17 protein-coding genes are annotated in these 21384 nt (G+C 46.5%); 12 read left to right on the top strand and 5 right to left on the bottom strand.

Features of this window, described 5'->3' with window-relative positions; genetic code table 11:
- Positions 1 to 186 precede the first annotated feature (186 nt).
- Both BRW63_RS03050 and BRW63_RS03055 read left to right on the top strand, forming a co-directional pair.
- On the top strand, positions 187 to 1311 hold the full coding sequence (locus BRW63_RS03050; RefSeq protein WP_073069438.1) for a site-2 protease family protein: 1125 nt from the start codon (positions 187 to 189) through the stop codon (positions 1309 to 1311).
- Between the two features lie 276 nt (positions 1312 to 1587).
- A complete protein-coding gene (locus BRW63_RS03055; RefSeq protein ID WP_073069439.1) occupies positions 1588 to 2772 on the top strand; it encodes a sensor histidine kinase in 1185 nt (394 codons plus the stop codon).
- A 161-nt stretch (positions 2773 to 2933) separates the two neighbouring features.
- Here BRW63_RS03055 and BRW63_RS03060 read toward each other — a convergent pair whose 3' ends face one another.
- The 3 genes from BRW63_RS03060 to BRW63_RS03070 are packed head-to-tail and all read right to left on the bottom strand — an operon-like array spanning position 2934 to position 11932.
- On the bottom strand, positions 2934 to 7862 hold the full coding sequence (locus BRW63_RS03060) for a DUF4132 domain-containing protein (RefSeq protein WP_073069440.1): 4929 nt from the start codon (positions 7860 to 7862) through the stop codon (positions 2934 to 2936).
- A gap of 54 nt (positions 7863 to 7916) precedes the next feature.
- Positions 7917 to 8348 carry a hypothetical protein gene (locus tag BRW63_RS03065; protein ID WP_073069441.1) on the bottom strand — a complete coding sequence of 144 codons (432 nt, stop codon included), beginning with the start codon at positions 8346 to 8348 and terminating at the stop codon, positions 7917 to 7919.
- Between the two features lie 29 nt (positions 8349 to 8377).
- Complete coding sequence (locus BRW63_RS03070; RefSeq protein WP_073069442.1) at positions 8378 to 11932, bottom strand: NB-ARC domain-containing protein; 3555 nt, start codon at positions 11930 to 11932, stop codon at positions 8378 to 8380.
- A gap of 616 nt (positions 11933 to 12548) precedes the next feature.
- Here BRW63_RS03070 and BRW63_RS28730 point away from each other — a divergent pair.
- The 7 genes from BRW63_RS28730 (at position 12549) to BRW63_RS03100 (ending at position 17294) form a co-directional block, all read left to right on the top strand.
- Positions 12549 to 12887 carry a hypothetical protein gene (locus BRW63_RS28730; protein ID WP_073069443.1) on the top strand — a complete coding sequence of 113 codons (339 nt, stop codon included), beginning with the start codon at positions 12549 to 12551 and terminating at the stop codon, positions 12885 to 12887.
- A 231-nt stretch (positions 12888 to 13118) separates the two neighbouring features.
- The gene (locus BRW63_RS03080) at positions 13119 to 14456 is read left to right on the top strand and encodes a hypothetical protein (protein WP_073069444.1); all 1338 of its coding nucleotides are present in this window, start codon (positions 13119 to 13121) and stop codon (positions 14454 to 14456) included.
- 186 nt (positions 14457 to 14642) lie between these two features.
- Complete coding sequence (locus BRW63_RS28050; protein WP_181314320.1) at positions 14643 to 14750, top strand: PTPA-CTERM sorting domain-containing protein; 108 nt, start codon at positions 14643 to 14645, stop codon at positions 14748 to 14750.
- 233 nt (positions 14751 to 14983) lie between these two features.
- Entirely contained in the window at positions 14984 to 15244 is a 261-nt protein-coding gene (locus BRW63_RS03085; RefSeq protein WP_073069445.1) for a hypothetical protein, read from the top strand.
- Positions 15234 to 15683 carry an HNH endonuclease gene (locus BRW63_RS03090; protein ID WP_073069446.1) on the top strand — a complete coding sequence of 150 codons (450 nt, stop codon included), beginning with the start codon at positions 15234 to 15236 and terminating at the stop codon, positions 15681 to 15683. Before BRW63_RS03085 ends, BRW63_RS03090 begins: the two co-directional genes overlap by 11 nt.
- Before the next feature lie 346 nt (positions 15684 to 16029).
- Positions 16030 to 16815: an alpha/beta fold hydrolase gene (locus BRW63_RS03095; protein WP_073069447.1), complete on the top strand. Its 786-nt coding sequence runs from the start codon at positions 16030 to 16032 to the stop codon at positions 16813 to 16815.
- Positions 16815 to 17294 carry a nuclear transport factor 2 family protein gene (locus BRW63_RS03100; protein ID WP_073069448.1) on the top strand — a complete coding sequence of 160 codons (480 nt, stop codon included), beginning with the start codon at positions 16815 to 16817 and terminating at the stop codon, positions 17292 to 17294. Before BRW63_RS03095 ends, BRW63_RS03100 begins: the two co-directional genes overlap by 1 nt.
- Positions 17295 to 17391: 97 nt before the next feature.
- Here BRW63_RS03100 and BRW63_RS03105 read toward each other — a convergent pair whose 3' ends face one another.
- Both BRW63_RS03105 and BRW63_RS29435 read right to left on the bottom strand, forming a co-directional pair.
- Positions 17392 to 17778, bottom strand: coding sequence for a hypothetical protein (locus tag BRW63_RS03105; RefSeq protein WP_073069449.1), 387 nt, complete (start codon positions 17776 to 17778; stop codon positions 17392 to 17394).
- A 557-nt stretch (positions 17779 to 18335) separates the two neighbouring features.
- Entirely contained in the window at positions 18336 to 18461 is a 126-nt protein-coding gene (locus tag BRW63_RS29435) for a hypothetical protein (RefSeq protein WP_262983517.1), read from the bottom strand.
- Positions 18462 to 18902: 441 nt separating this feature from the next.
- On the opposite strand from BRW63_RS29435, the gene BRW63_RS03110 reads away from it, so the two are divergent.
- The 3 genes from BRW63_RS03110 (at position 18903) to BRW63_RS27500 (ending at position 21337) form a co-directional block, all read left to right on the top strand.
- A complete protein-coding gene (locus BRW63_RS03110) occupies positions 18903 to 19727 on the top strand; it encodes a peptidoglycan recognition protein family protein (RefSeq protein ID WP_073069450.1) in 825 nt (274 codons plus the stop codon).
- Positions 19728 to 19884: 157 nt separating this feature from the next.
- Positions 19885 to 21117 (top strand): hypothetical protein, encoded by a 1233-nt coding sequence (locus tag BRW63_RS03115; protein ID WP_073069451.1) that lies wholly within the window; start codon positions 19885 to 19887, stop codon positions 21115 to 21117.
- A 19-nt stretch (positions 21118 to 21136) separates the two neighbouring features.
- Entirely contained in the window at positions 21137 to 21337 is a 201-nt protein-coding gene (locus tag BRW63_RS27500) for a hypothetical protein (RefSeq protein WP_143161992.1), read from the top strand.
- Positions 21338 to 21384 lie beyond the last annotated feature (47 nt).

The raw sequence follows: 21384 nt of genomic DNA on the forward strand, positions 1-21384 counted from the left end.
GTTGCTTCTGTTGACTCCTTTGGTATCATATCTTGCCAAGCGACAGACTGAACTGATTTCTCGCCGCTAACCGAACGAATATTAGGCGGCTTTCACACCGTCAGGAACCTGAGAAAGTTGTTCACACTTCGTTACACTAAAAACATCAGTTAAGCGTGAACATTCTATAGGGTCAGAGGTCGCTGTATGAACGGCAATATTCGCATCGGTAATCTGTTTGGCATTCCTTTTTACGTTAACCCGTCCTGGTTTTTAGTGCTGGGATTATTTACCTGGAGCTATAGCAGTGGCATTACGGCTCAATTTCCAGCGTTAAATAGTGGGGTGCCTCTGCTATTGGGTTTAGTAACTTCTCTACTGTTGTTTGCCTCAGTGCTGGCACACGAGTTGGGGCATAGCTTTGTTGCACTACGTCAAGGCATTGGGGTGCAGTCAATTACGCTGTTTTTGTTTGGCGGACTTGCCAGCCTCGACCAAGAATCGAAGACTCCTGGCGAAGCATTTTGGGTGGCGATCGCAGGGCCAGTTGTCAGCCTTCTGTTGTTTGGGCTGTTGAGTCTGATGACATTAGCAACTGGCGCAGCTACGCCTTTGACTGCAATTCTCAGTTTGTTGGCTTCTGTTAACCTCGCCTTAGCCCTGTTTAACTTGATTCCTGGGTTGCCGCTTGATGGTGGCAATATTCTGAAAGCATTAGTCTGGAAGGTGACGGGCAACCCCTATAAAGGAGTTGCGTTTGCCAGCCGGGTTGGGCAGATTTTTGGTTGGGTCGCGATCGCCTCTGGGCTGCTGCCGCTGGTTATTTCAGGTAGCCTTGGCAGTGTTTGGAACCTATTAATTGGCGTGTTTTTACTGCAAAATGCAGGTCGAGCTGGACAGTCTGCCAAAATTCAAGAACAGTTTATCGGGCTGACTGCGGCAGATGCGGTTGCCCTGAACAGTCCAGTCGTTTCTGCACAACTTTCGCTCAGAGAGTTTGCTGATCAGCAGATTTTGAGCCGCGACAACTGGCGTAAGTTTTTGGTGACCAATGCCGAAGGGCAACTGGTTGGTGAGATTGCGATCGATGCTCTGCAAACCCGATCGGTTGAGCAGTGGGTTGATACTCAGGTTCAAGACTTGATGAAGCCGATCGAGCCATCGCTAACGGTTGCATCGGGTCAACCTTTGCTAGAAGTGGCGAAGCTGCTAGAAGAAAAGCAACTGCCTGCGTTAACCGTCGTTCGTGATAATGGGGTTTTAGTTGGAATTCTAGAGAAAGCCTCGATTCGAGATTTGATCCAGCGTCGCACTCAAGCAACTCCTGCCTGAGTAATCGGAGTTCACGCGCTTGCACCCTTTGTATGCAAGAAAAGGCGTTGCAGAATGAGGAGATGAAATGGCTGTAGGGGTAGCGCCCCCGTGCCTACCCCTGACGGAGGGCAACCACGGGGGGATCGCCCCTACCCAAATCATCGCTACGTTCAGGAATGCCGAAAGTTTTTGACTGTATATTACAGATTGAGTTACGATCGGGCGAGCTGATTCTAGTTTGTCTAGACTGGTCAAAGCCCTGCGATTTTTCCAACAAACTCTTTATTGCATGCCATGTTGGATCTGAGTCAACTTCTGAGTGAGAAAATCGAGGTCATTACTCAACAATGGGTAGAAGCTGTCTCCGACGATCGTCAAATTAAAAGCGCCGATTCTTTGCCTCGATCGGCGATTAGAAACCATATTCCGATGGTTCTTAAAGCGCTAGTGACGATTTTGTCACAATCAGAAGTGAGTGACACTCAGACAGTGATTCGTGACAGCTTAGTTCACGGTTCTGAAAGAGCCGAACAGGGCTTTGATGCGGCTGAGATCGCACGAGAGTATCATCTTCTGCGGTCTGCGCTGTTTAGAAATCTTCAACCAGATCTGATTAACACAACGACAGCGGAAGTATTTAGGGTAATGTCGCTGATTGATCAAGTGATCGATGAAGCGACCGCGCAGTGTTTTAAGAGTTATATGCAAGAACGATTGCAAGAACTAGAGAACCTGCAAACTCAACTGATGTTTAATAATGAAGAACTGAGTCGATTAATCCGGGCAAGCCAAAAAAACTTTTCTCATCTTGCCCATGAGCTAAAAACGCCTCTGAGTTCGATTATCGGTTATTCAGAACTATTTTTAAGACAGCAGCGACGATCGGAATTAGAAGATTCTGTTCCCAGTTTAGAGCATATCGATCGGGTGGTGCGAAACGGTCGCCGCTTGTTGCGATTGATTAATGATGCTCTAGAGCTTTCTCGTAACGAGACGAGTGAAATTGAGCTTCAACTAGAATGGACAGACGTGCGATCGGTGATTCATTCAGTTCTAGAAGTGGTACAGCCGCTAGCCGACGCACGAGCATTGCCTCTTTTATGGAACTGCACTCCAGACTTCCCTTCAGTGTTGATAGACTCGTTTCGTCTGCAACAGATTTTGATTAATCTCATGAGTAATGCCATTCGCTATACTCAAACGGGTAGCGTCACTTTGGCGTGTTGTGTTCTGAACAATGAGCAGTGGACTATGAGCGTCATCGATACTGGAATTGGCATCTTGCCAGACGTTCAAGCCCGAATTTTTGACCCCTTTTTTCGAGGGCAGCCCTCTGATGCGAGTCAGATAGCCGATAGCACCGGGTTGGGGTTAGCGATCGTTGATCTGCTAGTGAAGCGACTACAGGGCACGATCTCGGTGACTTCTGAAGTTGGGAAAGGATCGACGTTTACGATCGTGTTGCCCATCGAAACCTAGCGTTGTTGAATAGAAGAATAATTTGGGTAGGGGCAATCTCCCCGTGGTTGCCCTCCGTCAGGGGTAGGCACGGGGGCGCTATCCCTACAGCCATTTCATTCCCTCATTCAACAATGTCTAAAACCTCAGATTCTGTAAGCCTTTGGCCAACAATTTCCGGCTTAAAGAATTTGTTCCAAAATTGTTGGGTCTTGAATCTCCTTATCCTTTGAGAGCAGCACCACTTTAGAAATCACTTCTGCTGTTTTAGGGTCATTATCAACAAACGGCAGAAAGATCCGACCCCGATGCTGAGAAGCTACTGGAATGATGCAAAGCGCTCCTCCAGGTTGACGGTGAACTATTGCACTCCCTAGGTGAATCGAATAGCTGCCCAAATGCCCCTCAATCAAAACGTGCTTGCTCTGAATTTGGACATTTGAAAGCTTCAGCAAGCGGCAAGTTTCTCGCACCAAGGTCGATCGCATTTCCACGGTCGAGGCAGTGGCTTCTGGATCGACTCCGCCTTGATGGGCCACACTCACCACTAAATCTAAATCTCGCATCACTTCGCTGAACAAAGCGGATGGGACTTCGTTTAAGGGCAGTGGTTTCCATTCATCGCGGCGGTAGAACCGCACATCTGCGATCGTTAATCCTTCCACTTCCAGCGGCGTATAAAATCCATTCAGAAAGTCTACTTCTGCGATTAACCCTTCTGTGTGAAAAGTGCGCCGCACACCTTGATCGGGTGACGTAATCCAACCGCGTTGACCAAATAGCGCGATCGCTTGTCGCGGATTCACCTGATGTCCTTCATAGCGATGCGATATCTGTTCAGATTGCTCTGCGGCAGTCGGCACATACAATTCGCGGAACACTTGCTTAAACGGTTGGGCGCGAGACTGATTAAAACAATCTTGCTGCCACAAATGCCACTCGTTGGATTGTAGTAGATCATACGGGTGAGCAATACGAAGTGTGTCAGATTGAATCGCTCGAATGGTTTCGTCATGGTGACGTAATCCAGTTTGCTCTAGATAACCAATGTCGCGATCGTCCACTAGAATCAGTTGATTCAACATTGGCGCAAGCACGGGATGATTGCGAAGCTGAATCAATTCGTTAACAGCAAAGCGATCGCCGCGACACATGGCTTGCTCTAACGAAATCCGCATTCGAGAAGCTTGTTTGGTGATGTCTTGTTTACGGCTGGTGAGTACTTGAATTTGAGGATCTTTCTTGAGCTTGATAGGGATGGATTTGAGCGGTTTGCCAGCTTTAGACACTGCAATTTCGGGTTCTCCTAGTGCATTGATCGATAAGCTGATACTCACCGTGTCGATCGCAATAGTTTGCGCCTGACCTGCGAGATCGGCAACAGCCGCCGCTTCCATCGCCCATTGCAGGCGTTGTGGATCGATGAAACCCGCAGTTCTCGCTAAGTTTTCTAAGCCAATTTCGACCGCAAGTTTTTCACTAGCTTGACGCTGAGAGCCAAACTTTTTGCTCGATCGTAGAAACTCCTGAAGCAACTGATAGCGATCGAGCAGTTCTTTTTCACGTTTCTTGCCTTTGGGTAAGGGCAACAATCCCAAAGCGCGAACCGCATCTTGATGGCGTTTTTTGAGGATGCGATCGCGAACTTCTCCAGATTCAAGATTGCCCAGCATTGCATCTGCAAACAGTTTTGCACGTTGATGTCCGCCTCCACTCGAGGCAAACTGTGCCATCTCATAAATCTGTTGCCAATGTTCCTTTTTCAATCGCTTCCGAATGCTCAAAAACCAGGCAACATCAACCGCGCCATCCATCAAACTTCGAGTTGAAAGCGGTGTGCGTTCGCTAATTTGAGCCTCCCACGTTTCTCGCACATCTTGCTCAACTGACCAGCTTGTGTCTTTGGTGTGGGCATGAATCCACCACACTGCATCTGCCAGCCCAACCCAACTTAATGAATGTTCAACATAGTTCACCCACTGGGGCGCGTAGAATGCAAACTGAATCAGTTTCTCATCTGCGATCTGAGCCGACATCACACGCTGTTTAAACTCTTCGGGCGTGTCTTCTGGAGCCGGAAAACTGACTCGCATTAAATGACTAAACACAGTCGCTTTGCTGAGATTGTTGTAGCTATAGCCTCGCACCAGTTTTTCTTGTCCTAGCGCTTGAATTAACTGGACTATTGTTGAAATTCCGGTCAGCGATCGCAGAGAACAAGCTGCACTCGAAGCCGCTGTAGGAAAGTTGCCCCGTTGAAGTTCAACTGCGAGAATGCGTTGTCGAATGCGATCGGCAATTTCACGTAAGTATGGCAATGCTTCATAACTATGTGGTTTGCGTCGAGTGAGTTCGGCTAGTTCTGAAAAATGGGTTCTGAGGGTTGCTTTTGCCTCCGCTAATGTTCCGGGTGTCAATTCAGGCTGTGCTGTTAGATCTCGCTCTGGTGCGCCGACTAAATGAAAGATTAAATCTGCTTCCTTGGCTGCTCCAGCTTGATAAGCAGCATGAACATCCCACACGGTTGTCACTGAATAGTAAGACGGAATCCAGCGATCGAGCCAGCGATTTAGCTGCCACCATCGTACTCGATAATCTTGTTGTTGGTCTTCAGGAATTAAGAACTCATACGAGTATGCATAACGAATCCAACTGGCTAGGAAATTATTAGCACAACTGCGAACTCCCCAGTAATGGTTATTGAGCCACTCTGGATTAGTAGATAGTGTCTCCGCTGGAATCAGTTGGAGAATGTGAGCGATCGCGTTTAAGATAAACTCCGAGGCTTGCTCAGGCGGATGCTGATAGATCAGCCATCGGATTACAGAATTTACAAGACTAGGATACCGAAGCGATTGCTCTGGTAGAGTCACTAAGTTTTCCAGAGTTGTTGTGAGAGATTGCAAGCTTATTTGGTTTTCTACAGCAAATTCATCATTTTGTTCGCGCTTTCCAAATGCGGGTGCGATCGCACGAAATAATTCCAGCCCATCTTCGTCGCGTAATCTAGAAGTTCGCTGCTGCCACCAATTTTCCCAAACATCGCTCAAAGGTAGATTTGCACGATTTTCGGATTGGGAGAGACGAAGATCAACGCTCGGAAATTCTGAGTTCAAATTGCCCAGTAAGTCCTCTTGTTCCCCCTCCCAAGCTGGAAACTTCACGGGGGTTTGTCGATGTTCGTGAATCAGTTCATCGAGTGCTATTAAACAAGCCATCGAAGCTGGAGTGTTAAACGTGACGTGTGCGGTAGGTTCTGGAGTTGCGATCGGTGTTAGTTCAGCAACATTGATTAATCCCAGCGCATCAGTTAGTGTTACTTCTTTGGTTTCAGGTTCTAGAATTGTTGCCAGCCATTGTTCTTCGGTTGTTGTTTGCTTTGATTGTCGTGCTTGATACTCGATCGCTAAAGTTCGACAAGATTCAACGGTTCTCTGACTCAACACTAGCTCTCTCAGCAGTTCTAATCCAGCTTGCCGTTGGGGTGCTTGCTTTGCTTGTAAAAGTCGTTTGGCAGACGCGATCGCACTTTTATCTGATTGATTTAGCAACAATCCTAAAATCCCTCGTCGCAGATCACTCGCTTTGCGCGTCATCAACTGTTCAATCTGAGTGCTTTCGTCAGTCGTAATCGTGCATTGGTGCAACAGTCGAATCACTTCTTGTCGAACCCACTGCTTCGCATCGCCAACCAGCTTAAACAATGTGTCTCGAATCTCCGCATCCCAAGGTTGCACTGCTGCTAACAATTGCGCTACTTCCTGCCGTTTGTAAGCATCCATCACCGACAAAAACGGAATTAACCGTTTGGGCGATCGTGTTCCTAAATGATGCACTAATGCAGTTGCAACTAGCCCCTGACTTGACTCTAGCCGCATCCATTCCCAAACGATCGCAGAAGTTTTTGGCTTTTCAGGAAAACGCGGTAGATTTTTCTCTAAATGCTCGAACACTTCAGACGTTTTCAATACCTCGTCTGCACAGTATTGAAATGTTTGAACTGCATGGGTTGCAACCTGTAAATCGGGATCGTCGATCGCATCGATTAACGCCAATCGCGCAGGCGTGATGCTTAACTGAGTTAAGAAATGGACAACAACAAAGCGATGGGTGGGTTCGCAGTGCTGCAAAAGAGGAACAGCAGTCTCGATCGCCGCGATCGCATCTCTAAATCCCAAGCTCCAAAGTGCTAGATAAACCGTCTGTGGATCAGAACTTTCTAATGCCGATTGTTGAGCCGTTTCATCGCCTAACAATTCGCTGACTTGAATTAGAATTTGCTTGGCTAACTTTTCATTCAGCGACTCTAACCCAAAGCCAAACCAAACATCGATCGCCCGAACTACAGCACTAAACCGGGTCAGATTCTCTGCTACAATCAGCCGCAACATTCGCTCAAAGGCGATCGGGTGTGCTTCATCAATGGTTTCTAAAATCGTCTGTCTTAAACCTTCTTGCCGCTGTGCTGCCAGCAACAATCGTTCAACAAACTCCCAACCCTCTGGTCGATTTGCAACGAGCAATCCGCGAGTGATATGTCGTCCCATCACTCCAATTTCATGATCTCCCTGAGCCGAATCGAGCAGAATTTGAAAGATAGTCTGTCCTAGCTCATCGCCTTGATTAATCGCGGCTGCAAACAAGATCCCAAATGAATCTATCCCTCTTCGCAGATAAGGAACCCAAGCCGCAAACCAAGTTAGATCTTGGTCATATCCCTCTGCTGCCTCAATCAAAATTAGGAGCCAATTTCTCCGATTTTGCTGAAACTGTGGGTGATGAGGTGCGCGAAACGATCGCCGAGAATATCCCGATTGATAAGGCAACTGAGTATGAAGATTCCAAGCCGCAGTGACGATCGTGCCAAACTGTGGAAACAAGCAATCAAAAATTGGAGTCGGATCATCAACACGGTCTAACTGTTGCAGCGCTGTGTCTCGGTATTGATAGATCTCTGTTGACGAAAGACCATCCGCACGATGACCTATTAATGCATAGGCGATCGTGCGGCTCGGCTCCGGCAATGCTGCAATTTGTTGAAGTCGCTGCGATCGCCAATTTTTGTCATAAACCTGCTTTAATTGAGCTTGTGCAACTTCAGGATTCAGCATCTTTCCAAGGCTCCTACAAAAACAACGCAGCAAAATATGACTTATTGTTCCCAATCACCCGCCGACTAATGGAACCAATCGCAGAAAAAGCAACTGCGATCGCGCATTTAGCACCACTTGCGCTTCTAGATCTTCAATCTGCTCATCATCTAAAAACACAAAATACAGCCCATCTATAAACGCTTGAAGTGCAGTTTCTACGGCTATTTGAACGTCAACAGCTTGGTTTAACTCACTGCCACCCGCATCAATTTTGCCTTGTTCTACCCCCAGTTGAATCTGTTCAGGACTCAAAATCGTCAACAGTCGCCGTTGACTTTGCCGCGTTTTAAAGGCTTCGACCTCAGCTTGAACAATGTGAGTGAGGAGCGATCGCAGCGTCACTTCTGCGTCGCCCATTTCTTCTGATAAGAACAATTCCCAATTGGCGAAAGTTGGGCGAGTCTTGCCCATAACTTTGCCAGAAATGGTGAGTTTTGTAGTCATAGAAAGAAAACTGATTTAGATCAATTGTACTATATAACTGTTCTATTTTCAGCTTCAGAAGCGATCGCGCCTAGTGAAAAGACAGTTGCCTTTTGAGCCTGGGTAAGTCCGATCGCACCTTTAATGTTCATCTTCTCATAAGGACGAGGTGCTTGTAGGCGTTGCAAATGCTGCCCTGTTGTGAGATCCCAAGACTGGATGGTTTCGTCTTGACTGCCACTTAGAAGGGTGCGATCGTCATTAGTGAGGACGATCGACCAAACCCAATTCTGATGTCCTTGCAAGAGATTAAGGCATTCTCCAGTCGCCACATCCCACACTCGTATTGTGGTGTCAGCACTGCTGCTAATCAGTTTGTTGCCCTTCTGATCAAAGATAATCGATAGAACTTGGCTCGTGTGCCCGTGCAGAGTTTGAAGGCAATCGCCAGTTTTGATGTCCCAAAGTTTGATGGTTTGGTCATCACCACAAGTGGCAAGCCGTTGAGCATCAGGACTGAAGACAACTGCCCAAACGCGATTAGTATGTGCCTCTAATGTCTGGAAACACTCACCTGTTGAGACATCCCAGAGTTTAATGATTTGCTCATAGCCACTGCTAGCAAGCCATTGTCCATCAGGGCTAAAGGCGATCGCCAACACCGAGCTAGTATGTCCCGACAATGTTCGCAAACATTTCCCAGTATGAGCATCCCAAAGTTTTACCGTTTGGTCATAGCTGGCACTAGCGAGTAGGGTTCCATCAGGACTGAACGCGATCGCCCACACCCAACTAGTGTGACCTTGCAGCGTGTTCAGACATTTCCCCGTGTGGACGTTCCAGAGTTTGAGAGTACGATCGAGACTGGCACTCACCAAAACGCTGCCATCGGGACTGAATGCAACTGAGAACACTCGGTTTGTGTGTCCTCGCAAGATTGTGCAGGGTTGAGTCGGTGATTTAAAATCGCCCTTCCACAGTCGGATGGTCTGATCTTCGTGCCCGCTGGCGAGTAGGCAATTTGTTGGATTGAGCGCGATCGTATAAATCGAATTACTGTGTCCCTGAACCGTTTTTGTACATTGCCCAGTATAGATATCCCAAAGTCTTGCCGTGTGGTCATCTCCGCCACTAGCAAGCAAGTCTTTTTGAGGATGAAAGCCCACTGACCAGACTCGATTGGTGTGCTTTTGCAGCGTCCTCACACATTCCCCAGTCTGCAAACTCCATAGCTTTACCGTTTGGTCATAGCTGCCGCTTGCCAAAATCTTTCCGTCGGGACTGAGCGACACTGAAAACACTACGCCTTGATGTCCGACCAGTGTTTCAAGACAGCGTTCGGTATGGAGATCCCACAGTTTGATAGTGCTGTCAAAACTGCCGCTGATCAGCATTTGACCATCAGAACTGAGGACAATTGTTTTCACCCATTGTTGGTGTCCGATTAGTGTTTTTAAACAGTTTTCTGTAGCAATGTCCCATACCTTAATTGCGTTGTCTTCTCCAGCGCTGATTAACGTGCGATCGTGCGGGTGAAAAATCACGCTCCAGACACAAGCACCATGACCGTAAAACGTTTTCAAACACTGTCCGGTTTCAACATCCCATAGCTTGATGGTTTGATCTTCGCTGCTGCTGGCAAGTTGTTGGGCATCTGGGCTAAAAGCGATGTCAGTCACAATGCTGGTGTGTCCATGCAAAATGCTTCGTAACTGTCCTGTGTGAATGTTCCACAATCGAATGGTGTGATCTTGACCGCAACTCGCTAAAGTCTGCTGATCTGAACTGAAAATAACTCGCCAAACCCAACCAGCGTGACCTTTGAAGACTCCAAGCTGCTGACCTTGAGAGGCATTCCAGAGTTGAGTATCGCCATTTGTGTCGCTGGTCGCCAGCAGCTGTCCATCAGGACTAAAGGCAACTGAGGTAATGCCTCCAAACGTGGCAGCAAAACTACAGTCGATGAATTCTGCGTGAGCAAAGTTGACGTGATGTAAGTTGATATCTCGCAAGTCAGCTTGGCGAATCTGCAACTGAGAAAAGTCATAGCCCGTTAAGTCAGTTCCGAGATGACGGAACAAATTGAGGAGATTTCCGCCGCCGTAGCCAGATTCAGCCGATTCTTGCAGGTTGACTAAGAGTTGGGTGAGGTGATGCTCGATCGCTTTAGGCACTCGAAACACAGCCAACAATTGCTCAACCACAGGTCTGACAATGACGCGAATCTGAGTGTCTCGAATGTAGTCCTTCGCCTGAGCTTTCACGAGAGCATGACTGAGAAAGCGCTGAGGTGATTGAGTGATAATCTCATGGCTCACCTGCTCGATCAGTCGCTCCGTGACGAATTCCATCACCACAGGTTGCAGCGTAAACCCGATCGGACTGCTTTCAATCAGCGATCGCCAGCGCAACGATTCCAGCACTTCAACCAGTTTTGAGCTAGACAACTCCGGCACAATATCTGCCCGCAGTTCCGAGGGCAAAACGGCTTCGCGATTAATCGCTAACCAATCCATCACTTGAGCTTCTAAATCAGACAAACGAGCCATTTGTTGGGTTAACAAACTGCCGATGCCATTAAAGACGACTGTTCCTTGCTCTAAAAATTGCCCAATGTCGCTTGAGAATAAGTCTTGAATCGAGGTAGCTGCAATCTTGAGCGCCAGCGGGTTGCCTCGATAGTGTTCGATTAGTTTTGCAGTGTCAACTCTTGAACTCGTTAAGCCTTTAGCATCTAAAATATGATGTCCAGCGATCGCATCCACACCCGCCAATGACCAAGTACGAATCGGTAACTTTTCGCCCTCAAGCGCACTGACCTCCTGCGGTTTTTCTCGACTGGTCAACACCACACAGCTTTGATGAGCAATCTCTCCGACTCGCTTCAGGAGCTCGCCATATTCTTGATAGCCATCACGATAAGCTCCTGCCCGTTTGCCGCCTTCTAGCAATGCGTCAAAGTTATCGAGAATAATCAAACAGCGCGATCGCCGCAACAATTCAACTAGCTGAGAAATCTTGTCTCCGATCTCTTGAGACAAATCTTGGTGAGGCGAAAGAAATCTGATCAGAGTCGTTAACAAATCTGCGATCGCTGGAGTATCTCGGAGCGATCGCCAAATCACAGCGTCAAACTCCCCTTGCATCTGCTCTGCTAGCTTGACTGAGAGCGCAGTTTTTCCCATGCCGCCCATGCCCAGCAGCGTCACCAAGCGGCAACGGTCTTCCAGAATCCAGTGTTGGAGCGTCGTGATTTCTTGAGTGCGACCATAGAAGATAGAAACGTCGATCGCGTCGCCCCAGTCAGTGCGATTTTGAGTTTTGGGCTTTGAGTTTTGAATTGCAGTCAGGTCATCTTTGACGGCTCGTTTCAGCACACCTTGAAGATTGTGCTTCGAGACTTTTACGCCATAAGCTTTTGAAAGGACGTTCCACAGTTTATAGCCTGTATCTTTGATATATCCCGCTTCGTAGCCAGAGAGTCGAGCAATTTCTCCATAGGATAGACCCTCCCAACTCTGCCGCAGCACCAATTCTTCGACCTTGTTTAAGCGCCCTCGCTCCAAGATTTGCTCAACGACTGCTAAGGCTTCTTCGATCGTCATCAGTTCAATTCCTTCCAGGCACTATTGAATGGTGTGACGTTTGAAGGTCACTGATTTCGCTACTTCAGTAGATACCGCATCCAACCTAACTTTTTCCGGAGGAACAGACTGACTCGTTATGCAGTCTTGACAAAGGCTTCAGCTTCTATAAACTTCTACCCGTTCAGCCGCCTCAGTAGAATCCCTGACTTTTAACTGACTTTAATCCGACTTTTCCGACTAGTCAAGCGTAATGCCAAAAAGCTAAGGTTATCGAAACAGCAGGCAGTCAGGGAAACGTCATTTTTTGGATTACTTAGAAGCTAAGAGACCTGCTTAAAAGGGGGTCGCGATCGCGTTCTGTCATCAGAGTGTGAAGAGGAGCGATCTGTACAAAAAACACAGGATAGCTCAACAGGCAAAGATTTTCGTTCAAGTGAGTAAGGGTTTTTGTGCGGGGTGCGATCGCCAAGTAACTGCACATTCTCAATAGAAGTGCATTTAGGAGATCGCTTGCGGAGTACATCTGACTTTTCTCTGACTTTTCTCTGACTTTCTCCGACTGACAAAGCAAGTGAACAGAGATTAAGGTTGAACAGTCCAAGCAAACATTTAGATACCAAGGAGTATTGCTTCAATGCGTAAGAGCGCTCATGTAGCCGTTTTGACTGCTTTCAGCACATTGCTAGGACTTCTGCCACTGACTGCTTCTGCTCAAGTTGCACCTAATCAAACTGTCATTTGCAGTAGTCTAGCCGGTAGAGCAACCTTTAAGCTTGACGGTAAGGTGGAGGCTTTAGAGGCTAAACAGTGCCGTACCTATTCTGGACGTTCTACCTATCTCTTTTATACCGAGTATGGTCGCAATCCTCGATACTCGCTTAAGCGCGTATTGTCTGGTGGGGAACAGTATGACTTTCAAAAGAAGCCATCGGGAGATCTTGATGTTGTTCTAGTTAAAATCATTCCCAGGTAGGTTACTGCTGACCTCTACGTTGCGCTGACCAATTAGTGAGATCGCATCCTTTCCGTAGGTTGGGTTTCGTTCCTCAATCCAACCTACGAAACTACTCAAATCCCAACATATGAACGGAAGTTAAGTTGAACTCAGTTCAGATCAAAGTCATTTTGTTGGGTAGGCGCTGGGGCATCACCTGAAATTTACGTGTTGGCATTTAGCTTCAACTATCGATACTAAAGGAAATCCATGAACAAAGTTTGCCTGAAAATCTTTGCAACCTCTTTTTTTATGTCTGGCGCTGGAATTGTGTTCTCTGAATTGGCAGGAGCATTCGATGTTAATTCGTGCGTTAACTTAACTATGCCAGAGACTTTAGATCTACTGAAACCTGTTGACTCAACACTAGAAGCCTGTGTGCCTGAGTTGAAAAAGGTCAACGACTTATCTTCTAGTGTGGCATCTAAAATCAATGGCGCTCTATCTACTCTATCTGGTGCTGAAATTGGAAATGAAGGTAAGTACGAGTTGAGCCGCGTCACTTACAACCTTTCAGGCAAGGAAATCAAAGTTGAAGGAGTGATTTTGGCAAGGCACGTTTATGGCGAGATCAAGGAACAAATTCCAGTTCCGGTTACAAAGTACCGGAAAGAACAGTTTCCTGTCACAGTCACAAAGTATCGGAAAGAAAAAGTTCCTGTCACAGTCATGAAAACCCAGACTAAGAGAGTACCTTACATTGAGATGGAATCTAGGTGTGTACTCAGTATCGGGGGTAAATGTCGTAAGAGAGTAGATGTGCCAGTAGACAAGTGGCGAGAAGTGACAGTTAAAGTGCCTGTTGTTGAAATGCAATGGAAAAATGTTCCATATCCAGACGTAGAGATGCAGTGGAAAAATGTTCCATATCCAGACGTAGAGATGCAGTGGCGAACCATTCAACCTCCACCAATTTCGGCTACCTGCAACTACACTTACATCTATAACCTAACCACAAGTGAATCAACGCCAACGATAAGCTGTGGTCAAGGTGGAATTGGTAACTTGACAATCAATGCTAGCGCACTTGCTAGGGTGTTAAATGGTGAAGTTCCCTCGTTGGGTTCGATCGTTGCAGCCGTAAATATGATTCCTCCAGGCGTGACTGATAAGTCTGACGACACCTACGATCAAATTCGCTCTCAGCAATCGGGAGCAGAACCCGGATCACAAACTTCTACCTATTTTTCGTCGCGCTCCTTCGTGGAGTGGGCTTCCACGAAAAATCTAGCTACAAATCTCATACTCTCTGGTGTTACTGGTGGAGCGCTCTCCAGCCAACTCATGCTGGAGCTTGAAGAAAAAATCAAGTCTGAGTTCATCTTTTTCTCCCAGTTTGCGACTCAAGTGGGGGCAGAAATTGCATTAGAACAGTTTCTTGAGCTTGCGAAGACAGGAAGCTTAAGTATTCCTAGTCTTGGTTCTGTTGAATTCAAGGTCGTTAATGTTCCAGTTAATCGGGTTATGTGTGTTACGGGTACAGATAAATGCAATCCACCTGTCCCCGAGCCTAGAATCGGTTTTGCTATCAAGTTGAAGAAGACTTAATACGGGAAACGTCTGTAAAAGCTTGCCGAGAAGCGTGGCATAACAGGCAGTTCTCACTGCACCTTTAGCTGGAAATCTGTTGCCTCCTTTGCTCAGTTTTACTCGTACGATTCCACTGGCAACTACCCTGCTTACGCTTATACCTACGGGGATGTCGCTTTTTCCAATTCATCTTCTGCAACCCCTGTGCCAACCCCTGCCTTGTTGCCTGGTTTGGTCAGTCTAGGTCTAGGAGTTTTGCGGAAGCGCAAAGCTAACCAGGCGCAAGCGATTTTAGAGGAGCATAGAGCATAGAACATAGCTGCGATCGTCCTTTAATTTGTGAAGGGCGATCGTATCAATGGTGAATGGATGGTTTTGTTTAACAGTGCGGAAAGTTTGACGAAAGGTTGGAATTGTTGGGCTTCGCAAGCTCAAGCCAACCTACAGAAGATTACTCACCCAGGTTACGATCGCTGTTTTGTCCGACAATCGATGGGAGCAATACGATAAACTAAAACCTATCATCTATTGTGGGAAGGAAACGTATGGTCACACAAATAATGGTACAGCCCTCCTCTTGGGTCGAAGCCGGAATTCAAATTCAAAAAGTACGTGGACTCAACCTCTTCAAGTTCACCGACGAACTGCAAACCCATCTCGAAATGCTTCTTGATAAGCATAAAGACAACACGCTTACCGAAGCCGAAGCCGCTGAATTTGCTGGCATTACCGAACTCGATCGCATCTTCACACTGATCAATGCTCGGATGATCGCGGAATCACCAGTAACCACTCGTGACAATTAGTCGTGCTACCCGTCAACGTGTCCGCCAACGTGCTAATTCCTTGTGTGAATACTGCCACTCCGCAGAAGAAGGCAGCACCGCGCTATTTACCTTCGACCATATCATTCCTCAGTCTCTCAATGGCAGTGATGATGAAGACAATCTTGCCCTAGCCTGCACCCGCTGCAACGGTCGCCGCTATAACTTCATGGATGGCATAGACCCAGACACCCAAACCACTCAGCGATTATTTAATCCTCGACAAGATCATTGGACAGACCACTTTATCTGGAACCATGATGGTCAAAAGATTATTGGTATCAGTCCAATGGGACGCGCAACAATTAATCGGCTAGATATAAACGACGATCGCCATGACGATGGCTCTATTCGTCGCGCCCGTCGGCTTTGGATGCGTGGCGGATGGCATCCCCCCAATCATGATCCACAACAACAGTAAAGCTATCCTCGAACGAAAGAGAGACCGCCGAGTCAGGTAAAAAAAGTCTAATTTACTTAGCCATCGATTGAATTGATCACCCTCAAGTGATCGCCTGCAAACGATTAAGTGCAGTGAAACCCGACAGAATCGACCCGATCGCCCTTTTTATTTTCTTCTTTAATAAAATACCCATCATCCAGCCGCCCCTCTCAGGAAAAACTGACTTTTATCTGACCTTTTACCGACTGCCAAGTAGAGTAGTCGGCGGCTACATTTAATTCATCGATTAGGGGTGCGATCTCCAAGTGATGGAATCTTCTCTATATCTGAGTTTGATTGTTGCCCCTTCTCTTAATTAAACGATATGCCTAAAGTCACGATCGGCGACCTGAATATCAACTACAAAATTCAAGGTCAGGGCGATCCACTGTTAATGATTATGGGTCTTAGCTTCAGTTTATTAGATTGGGGCACAGAACTTCCTGAGCTACTCTCACAGCGTTACAAAGTGATTCTGTTTGATAATCGGGATGCAGGAGAAACCAGTCGCGCTGCTTCGCAGATACCGCAAGGGTCGCCCCATGCCTATACCATTGATCAGATGGCAGATGATGCCGCAGCTTTACTTAATGTATTAGGTGAGTCTAAAGTTAATGTATTGGGTGTCAGCATGGGCGGCATGATTGCCCAGCACTTTGCCCTCAATCACGCTGACAAATTGCATAAGCTGATTCTCGGCTGCACAATGGCTGGAGGAACCTGTAGTCAATTTGGAGCTTTGAGTAACTTGTTCAACAGCGATGTCCTGGAGTTACTCTTCACACCAGAGTTTATCCAACAGCATCAACTCGACTTAGAAACATTCTTCCAAACAACTACACCGCTTCACAGCAAAGGGGATGCTTTAGCACGTCAGTTTTATGCGATGAGCAGTCACGATACTTGTGATCGATTGGGAAAGATCACAGCCCCGACGCTGGTGATCACTGGAGATCGCGATCGCGTCATTCCTCCACAAAACAGTGATATTCTGACCCAAAAAATCTCTGGTGCTAAACAAGAAACCATCAAAGATGCCGCTCATGCTTTCTGTTTCAGCCATCCAGATTCTACCGCAACAGCTATCATCAACTTTTTGGAGCATTCGTAATGACAGACGAAAAAGACCTGATTGAGAAGGCATTTCAGCAATATGCAGATGCTTTTCAAGCGCTTGACCCTGCAAAAGTGCTACCTTTTTTCCACTTCCCGGCAATGCTGATTTCACCTGAAAAAGCTGCTGTAATCGGCAACCCAATCATCGGTTACTTTGGCTTTAGCAAGGTGATGAAAGATCTGAAGCGGCGTTGTTTTACTCGAAGTGTTGCTGAATCGCTGCATGTTCAGCAACTCAGCGATAATCTGGCGATCGTGACTGGAGTTGTGATTCGTTTCAAACAGTGCAAGGAAGAACACCCAGAAACGTTTCTTGAGTGCTTCAACTTAAATTACACCATGCGTAAGGTGGATGGTAATTGGAAGATCATCGTGGGTGCGCTGACAGAAACTACTTGCCCTTCCATATCAGATGCCAAAACAAATGCAGCTACCAATTCGGGCGCAAGTGGACTTAAAGAGCAGCCAACATAACCTAACCTAGCTGAACAACCAGCCCCAAAAAACCACCCCGCTAAACAATCAGCAAAGTGGCAATTCAAACCAACCGGATCACCTCAAACCCATTGACTCAGGCAGCATCCGCTGGCGCTTTTTTCTTGGGTATGCCCATTCGAGCTTTCGACATTGTATGCGCCACATCGCTCTTGCGGGCACCTCCCGCCATTACATATTCCTCGCTGTCTTTGCCATAAAAGGCAGCCACACCCAGCAGCATCCGCTCACTCAGATCTTTTAACACCTTCTCAGATTCCTCAACCGCAAGTGCCAGTTGTTCGATCGCAGACAAGGTGCGATTGTAGTCATCCAAATGGGTTTTGTGGGTCGCGATCGCAGTTTGATAAGCCGCTAAGGTCAGGCTTCTGCCGAGATCGAGGGCAGGATCGATCGACTGTAGACTAATAGCGCGGTGTTGCGCTCGGTCTAATGATTGGGAATTGCGTTTTTGCCGAGGCATCGGAATGCACCCTTTGCTAATGTTTACAGTTGCACTCTAACCGCCTGGGTTTTGCCAAACCCTCAGAGGATTCAAGGATCATTCCCGTGGAGCTTGAGTAAATTCGCATTAAAGTTGGCAATTGTACGGAATTAACGTGAATTCGATCAAGCTTTTCGCTATGGTTTCAGATTCGGGCTGCCCCTAAATTCCCAAAATTGGGGGACTTCAAGCCAAGCTTTCCGGTTCAAAGTCCCCCAATTTTGGGGGATTTAGGGGGCTGAATCGCTGAATAACGCAGTGAGAAAACTCATCGAACTGATATTGAATTAGATCGACTTGGGTGTTAGTTTCACTTAGGAATGCTTTTGTTGAACAAACCTGAGCCTCGGCTTTTCTCAGGAAGGCTTTGATTACATCGCTTTAAGCGTTAGCATTCCCTACCAACGCTTTCATTCTATTGACTTGAGCTTTGGCATTCCCTACCAACGCTTTCATTTCATTGACTTGAGCTTTGGCATTCCTAGATGGACGATCGACGCAAGTAATTTCAGCTAGAGGTTGACCTCGTGTTTACCTCAAGGCAAGAGTAGACTCTCCTGCACGCATCCGGGAACGCCTCCTTCTCCTGCCAAACGTCCCAGAGGGAGCAGGCGCTCGATCGTTTGCAAGGTTTCGTCGATCGTCGTGACTAAGGTGAACATTGAGGAAGTTGGTGATTATATTCACCGAAGAATTCTCGATTCCAGAAAAATCCCGGAGAAATTTTCAGTAACTTTACAGAGGTCATCTACTTTTCTTTTATCTGACTTTTATCCGACCTTTTACCGACCGACGAAGAGCAGTTCATCCAGATAGGATTTAACTAAACGTGAGTTCGACGAGTTTGTAGCTCTCTCACCGCCAATAAGGTGACTGACGTTTATGACTCCATAACTCAGGTCGCGGTCAAAAATTTTCAAGAGATAACCGGATTAGGTAAAGACAGAATTGTAGGAACCCAAAGTAAGTTTTTGGGATTACCTGCTTAGTCAGAAAGCCCCTAAACTCCTCGAACAATACTTGCGATCGCAGCTATCAAAACCCACGAAGTCGCGATCGCAGATCATCCTTCTATCCCAAGTCATTTTTGAGGAACGATCATCATGCCTTTTACTGCCAAAGTCATTACAGCCGATGAGTGGGATGCCAAACCTCCCGTTCCAGGAACATTTCCCTTTCCAGTCACTTCCCCTCGTTACATCATTGTTCACCACACAGACAACAAAAACCCTCCCAATGACCCATCACAAAGCACTCTAGATGGAGCAAAGCAGTTTGCCCGCAACATTCAACACGGGCATTTTCGTAGGGGATGGTCAGATTCTGGACACAACTTTCTCAACACGACCGGAGGCTTCATTCTTGAAGGAAGACATGGTTCTCTAAATGCCGTTGAGCAGGGACTTTGCATTCGCTCTGCCCACGCTGCCCAAGACGACGGGAAACTAGCTGGCGGCAATGACTCCCCCGGCATTGAGAATGAGGGAAATTTCATGACGTTTCAAATGGAGCAGAACCAGTGGGATAGCCTGGTAGAGCTATGTGCTTCCCTTTGTAGCTCTTGTCAAATCAGCCCTGTCAACATCAAAGGACACCGAGACTTTAGCGATACTGATTGTCCGGGTGACTGGCTCTATAATCAGCTTCCCCAACTGCGAAAAGAGGTGACAGACAAGCTGGGGATGAACTTGAGTCCTGATGAATTAAGCAACGATCGTCCGATCCGATCGCTAAAACTTGGCTCTACAGGCGAAGATGTTCTGCAACTGCAAAAAGCTCTGATTGCTAGAGGCTTTAAGCCCGGAGCAGCAGATGGTCTTTTTGGTGAAAACACCAGAGCCGCAGTCATAGCATTTCAGAGGTCTTTAGGATTTGAAATGGTTGACGGCATTGTCGGCCCGCAAACTCGTGCTGCGTTGAGGCTTTAATCATCTCAAAGCGGTATGCAATTCTTGCCCTAATTTCGGTGTGGTTAAAGAATCATCCAACTACACTGCTTTGATGTTGTGCGATCGCCGTTTTATAAAAGCAGCTTGATAATGTTGCCTCCAAACACTTTTATTTCACCTTTTGGACTTAGAGATTATGAATGGTAACCCTTCTATCAAATCCACGCTGAATTCTAATGAAATTCAAGATCTGATGGATAAAATAAGCGAACTGATTCCTGTTTCAGATGCTTTAGTCGAGCTGATAAAGCTGCGAGCAGTTTCCACAGGATTTCCATTAGAGCCGAATCATAAGTCAAGATCTTTGCCAAACTTTAAAGCAAGAGCAACTCACGAGATAACCTATGAGCCTTTGCTTGAATTAGCATCTTCACTAAAATCAAATAGTTTAGAAGAGTACGGAAAACAGCTAAACGCTCTATGGTCTGACTCTGAAGATGGAAACACCAGACAGACAAGACAATTACTAGACATTAAAAGCAATGTTAATTTAGTCCGTCAAAGACTAAGTAGCCTTTTTAATCATTCTGTTTTGCCGATTTCTATAAGAGGAAAAGTCGTTCAGATCCTAGTTTCAAAAATTGGTCATCCAGAGTTAATTAAGGAAGCAGAAAGCAACAGCGAAATCATTAGCCAACTGTTGAACTCAATTAATCAGTTACTGCAAGAAAAAGAAGAAGATTCTAGCTTAACTTTGCCTAAGACAAATACTACAAGCTTGTTAGCTTTAGATATCCTAGACAATAGAGCAACGGCTTTAATAGGGGCGATGACTGCGATCGAGACGCGTAGATTGCGGATAGAAGAGTTAGTTCGTGAAGACCAAAAACGGCACAGAAATACTGTTTTTGGCGTTTCTGTTTACATTGTAATTATTGCAATATGTCTTATTGTCCTACCCCTATTGAAAACTATTTTTCCAAGTCTTCCAGTTTCAACTATCAACTTAAGTGAAGAGCCACTCACCCAAGCTACGGTTTCTTTTTGGGGAATCCCTACTCCTATTCTGATTTGGAGCTTTATTGGCAGCTTTGCGGCAATGATACACCGTTTCAACAGTCAGTCTGTTTACTATTTCAACGATGCTATAAAGTGGATGCTAACTCGCCATGTTCAAGGCATTGTGCTTAGTTCAGCCTTTTATTTAGTTTTGACTTCAGGCTTGTTTTTGATTACAAACGGCGCAGCTTCTCAAGCATCCACTCCTCAACCGTCCATTAAAGACGAACTCGTTTTAGTTCTCTCATTTCTAATTGGGTTTAGCGATCGCTTTGTGGATAGTGTCTTTAATACCCTTATCGAAAGATATACAGGAACAGCAAAGCCTTCTGAGAAAATACCTCTAAAAGAGCCTGGATCTTTAACTTAGAATCTGTTAAGAAGGTATTTTGCTGTCTATTTTATGGCAGGATTCCAGAGGTTACACAGCCCTTAAAATGGAAGCGATCGCTTTTTCATCGGGCGATCAAGCGCCAAATTGCTCGGTTTGTCACCCCCTCGAACGCGGTCGCCTGCCCTTACAGTGGGTTTCTAGCGATCGGGCTGCTGGGGGGATTTCGCAAAGCGACGTAGAGGTTGAGCCATTCTAGATGCAACGACCTCTAAACCATACTGAAGCCTCTAACTTCTGCAAGTG

The sequence above is a fragment of the Phormidesmis priestleyi ULC007 genome (assembly GCF_001895925.1).
GTDB classification, from domain to species: Bacteria; Cyanobacteriota; Cyanobacteriia; order Leptolyngbyales; family Leptolyngbyaceae; genus Phormidesmis_A; species Phormidesmis_A priestleyi_A.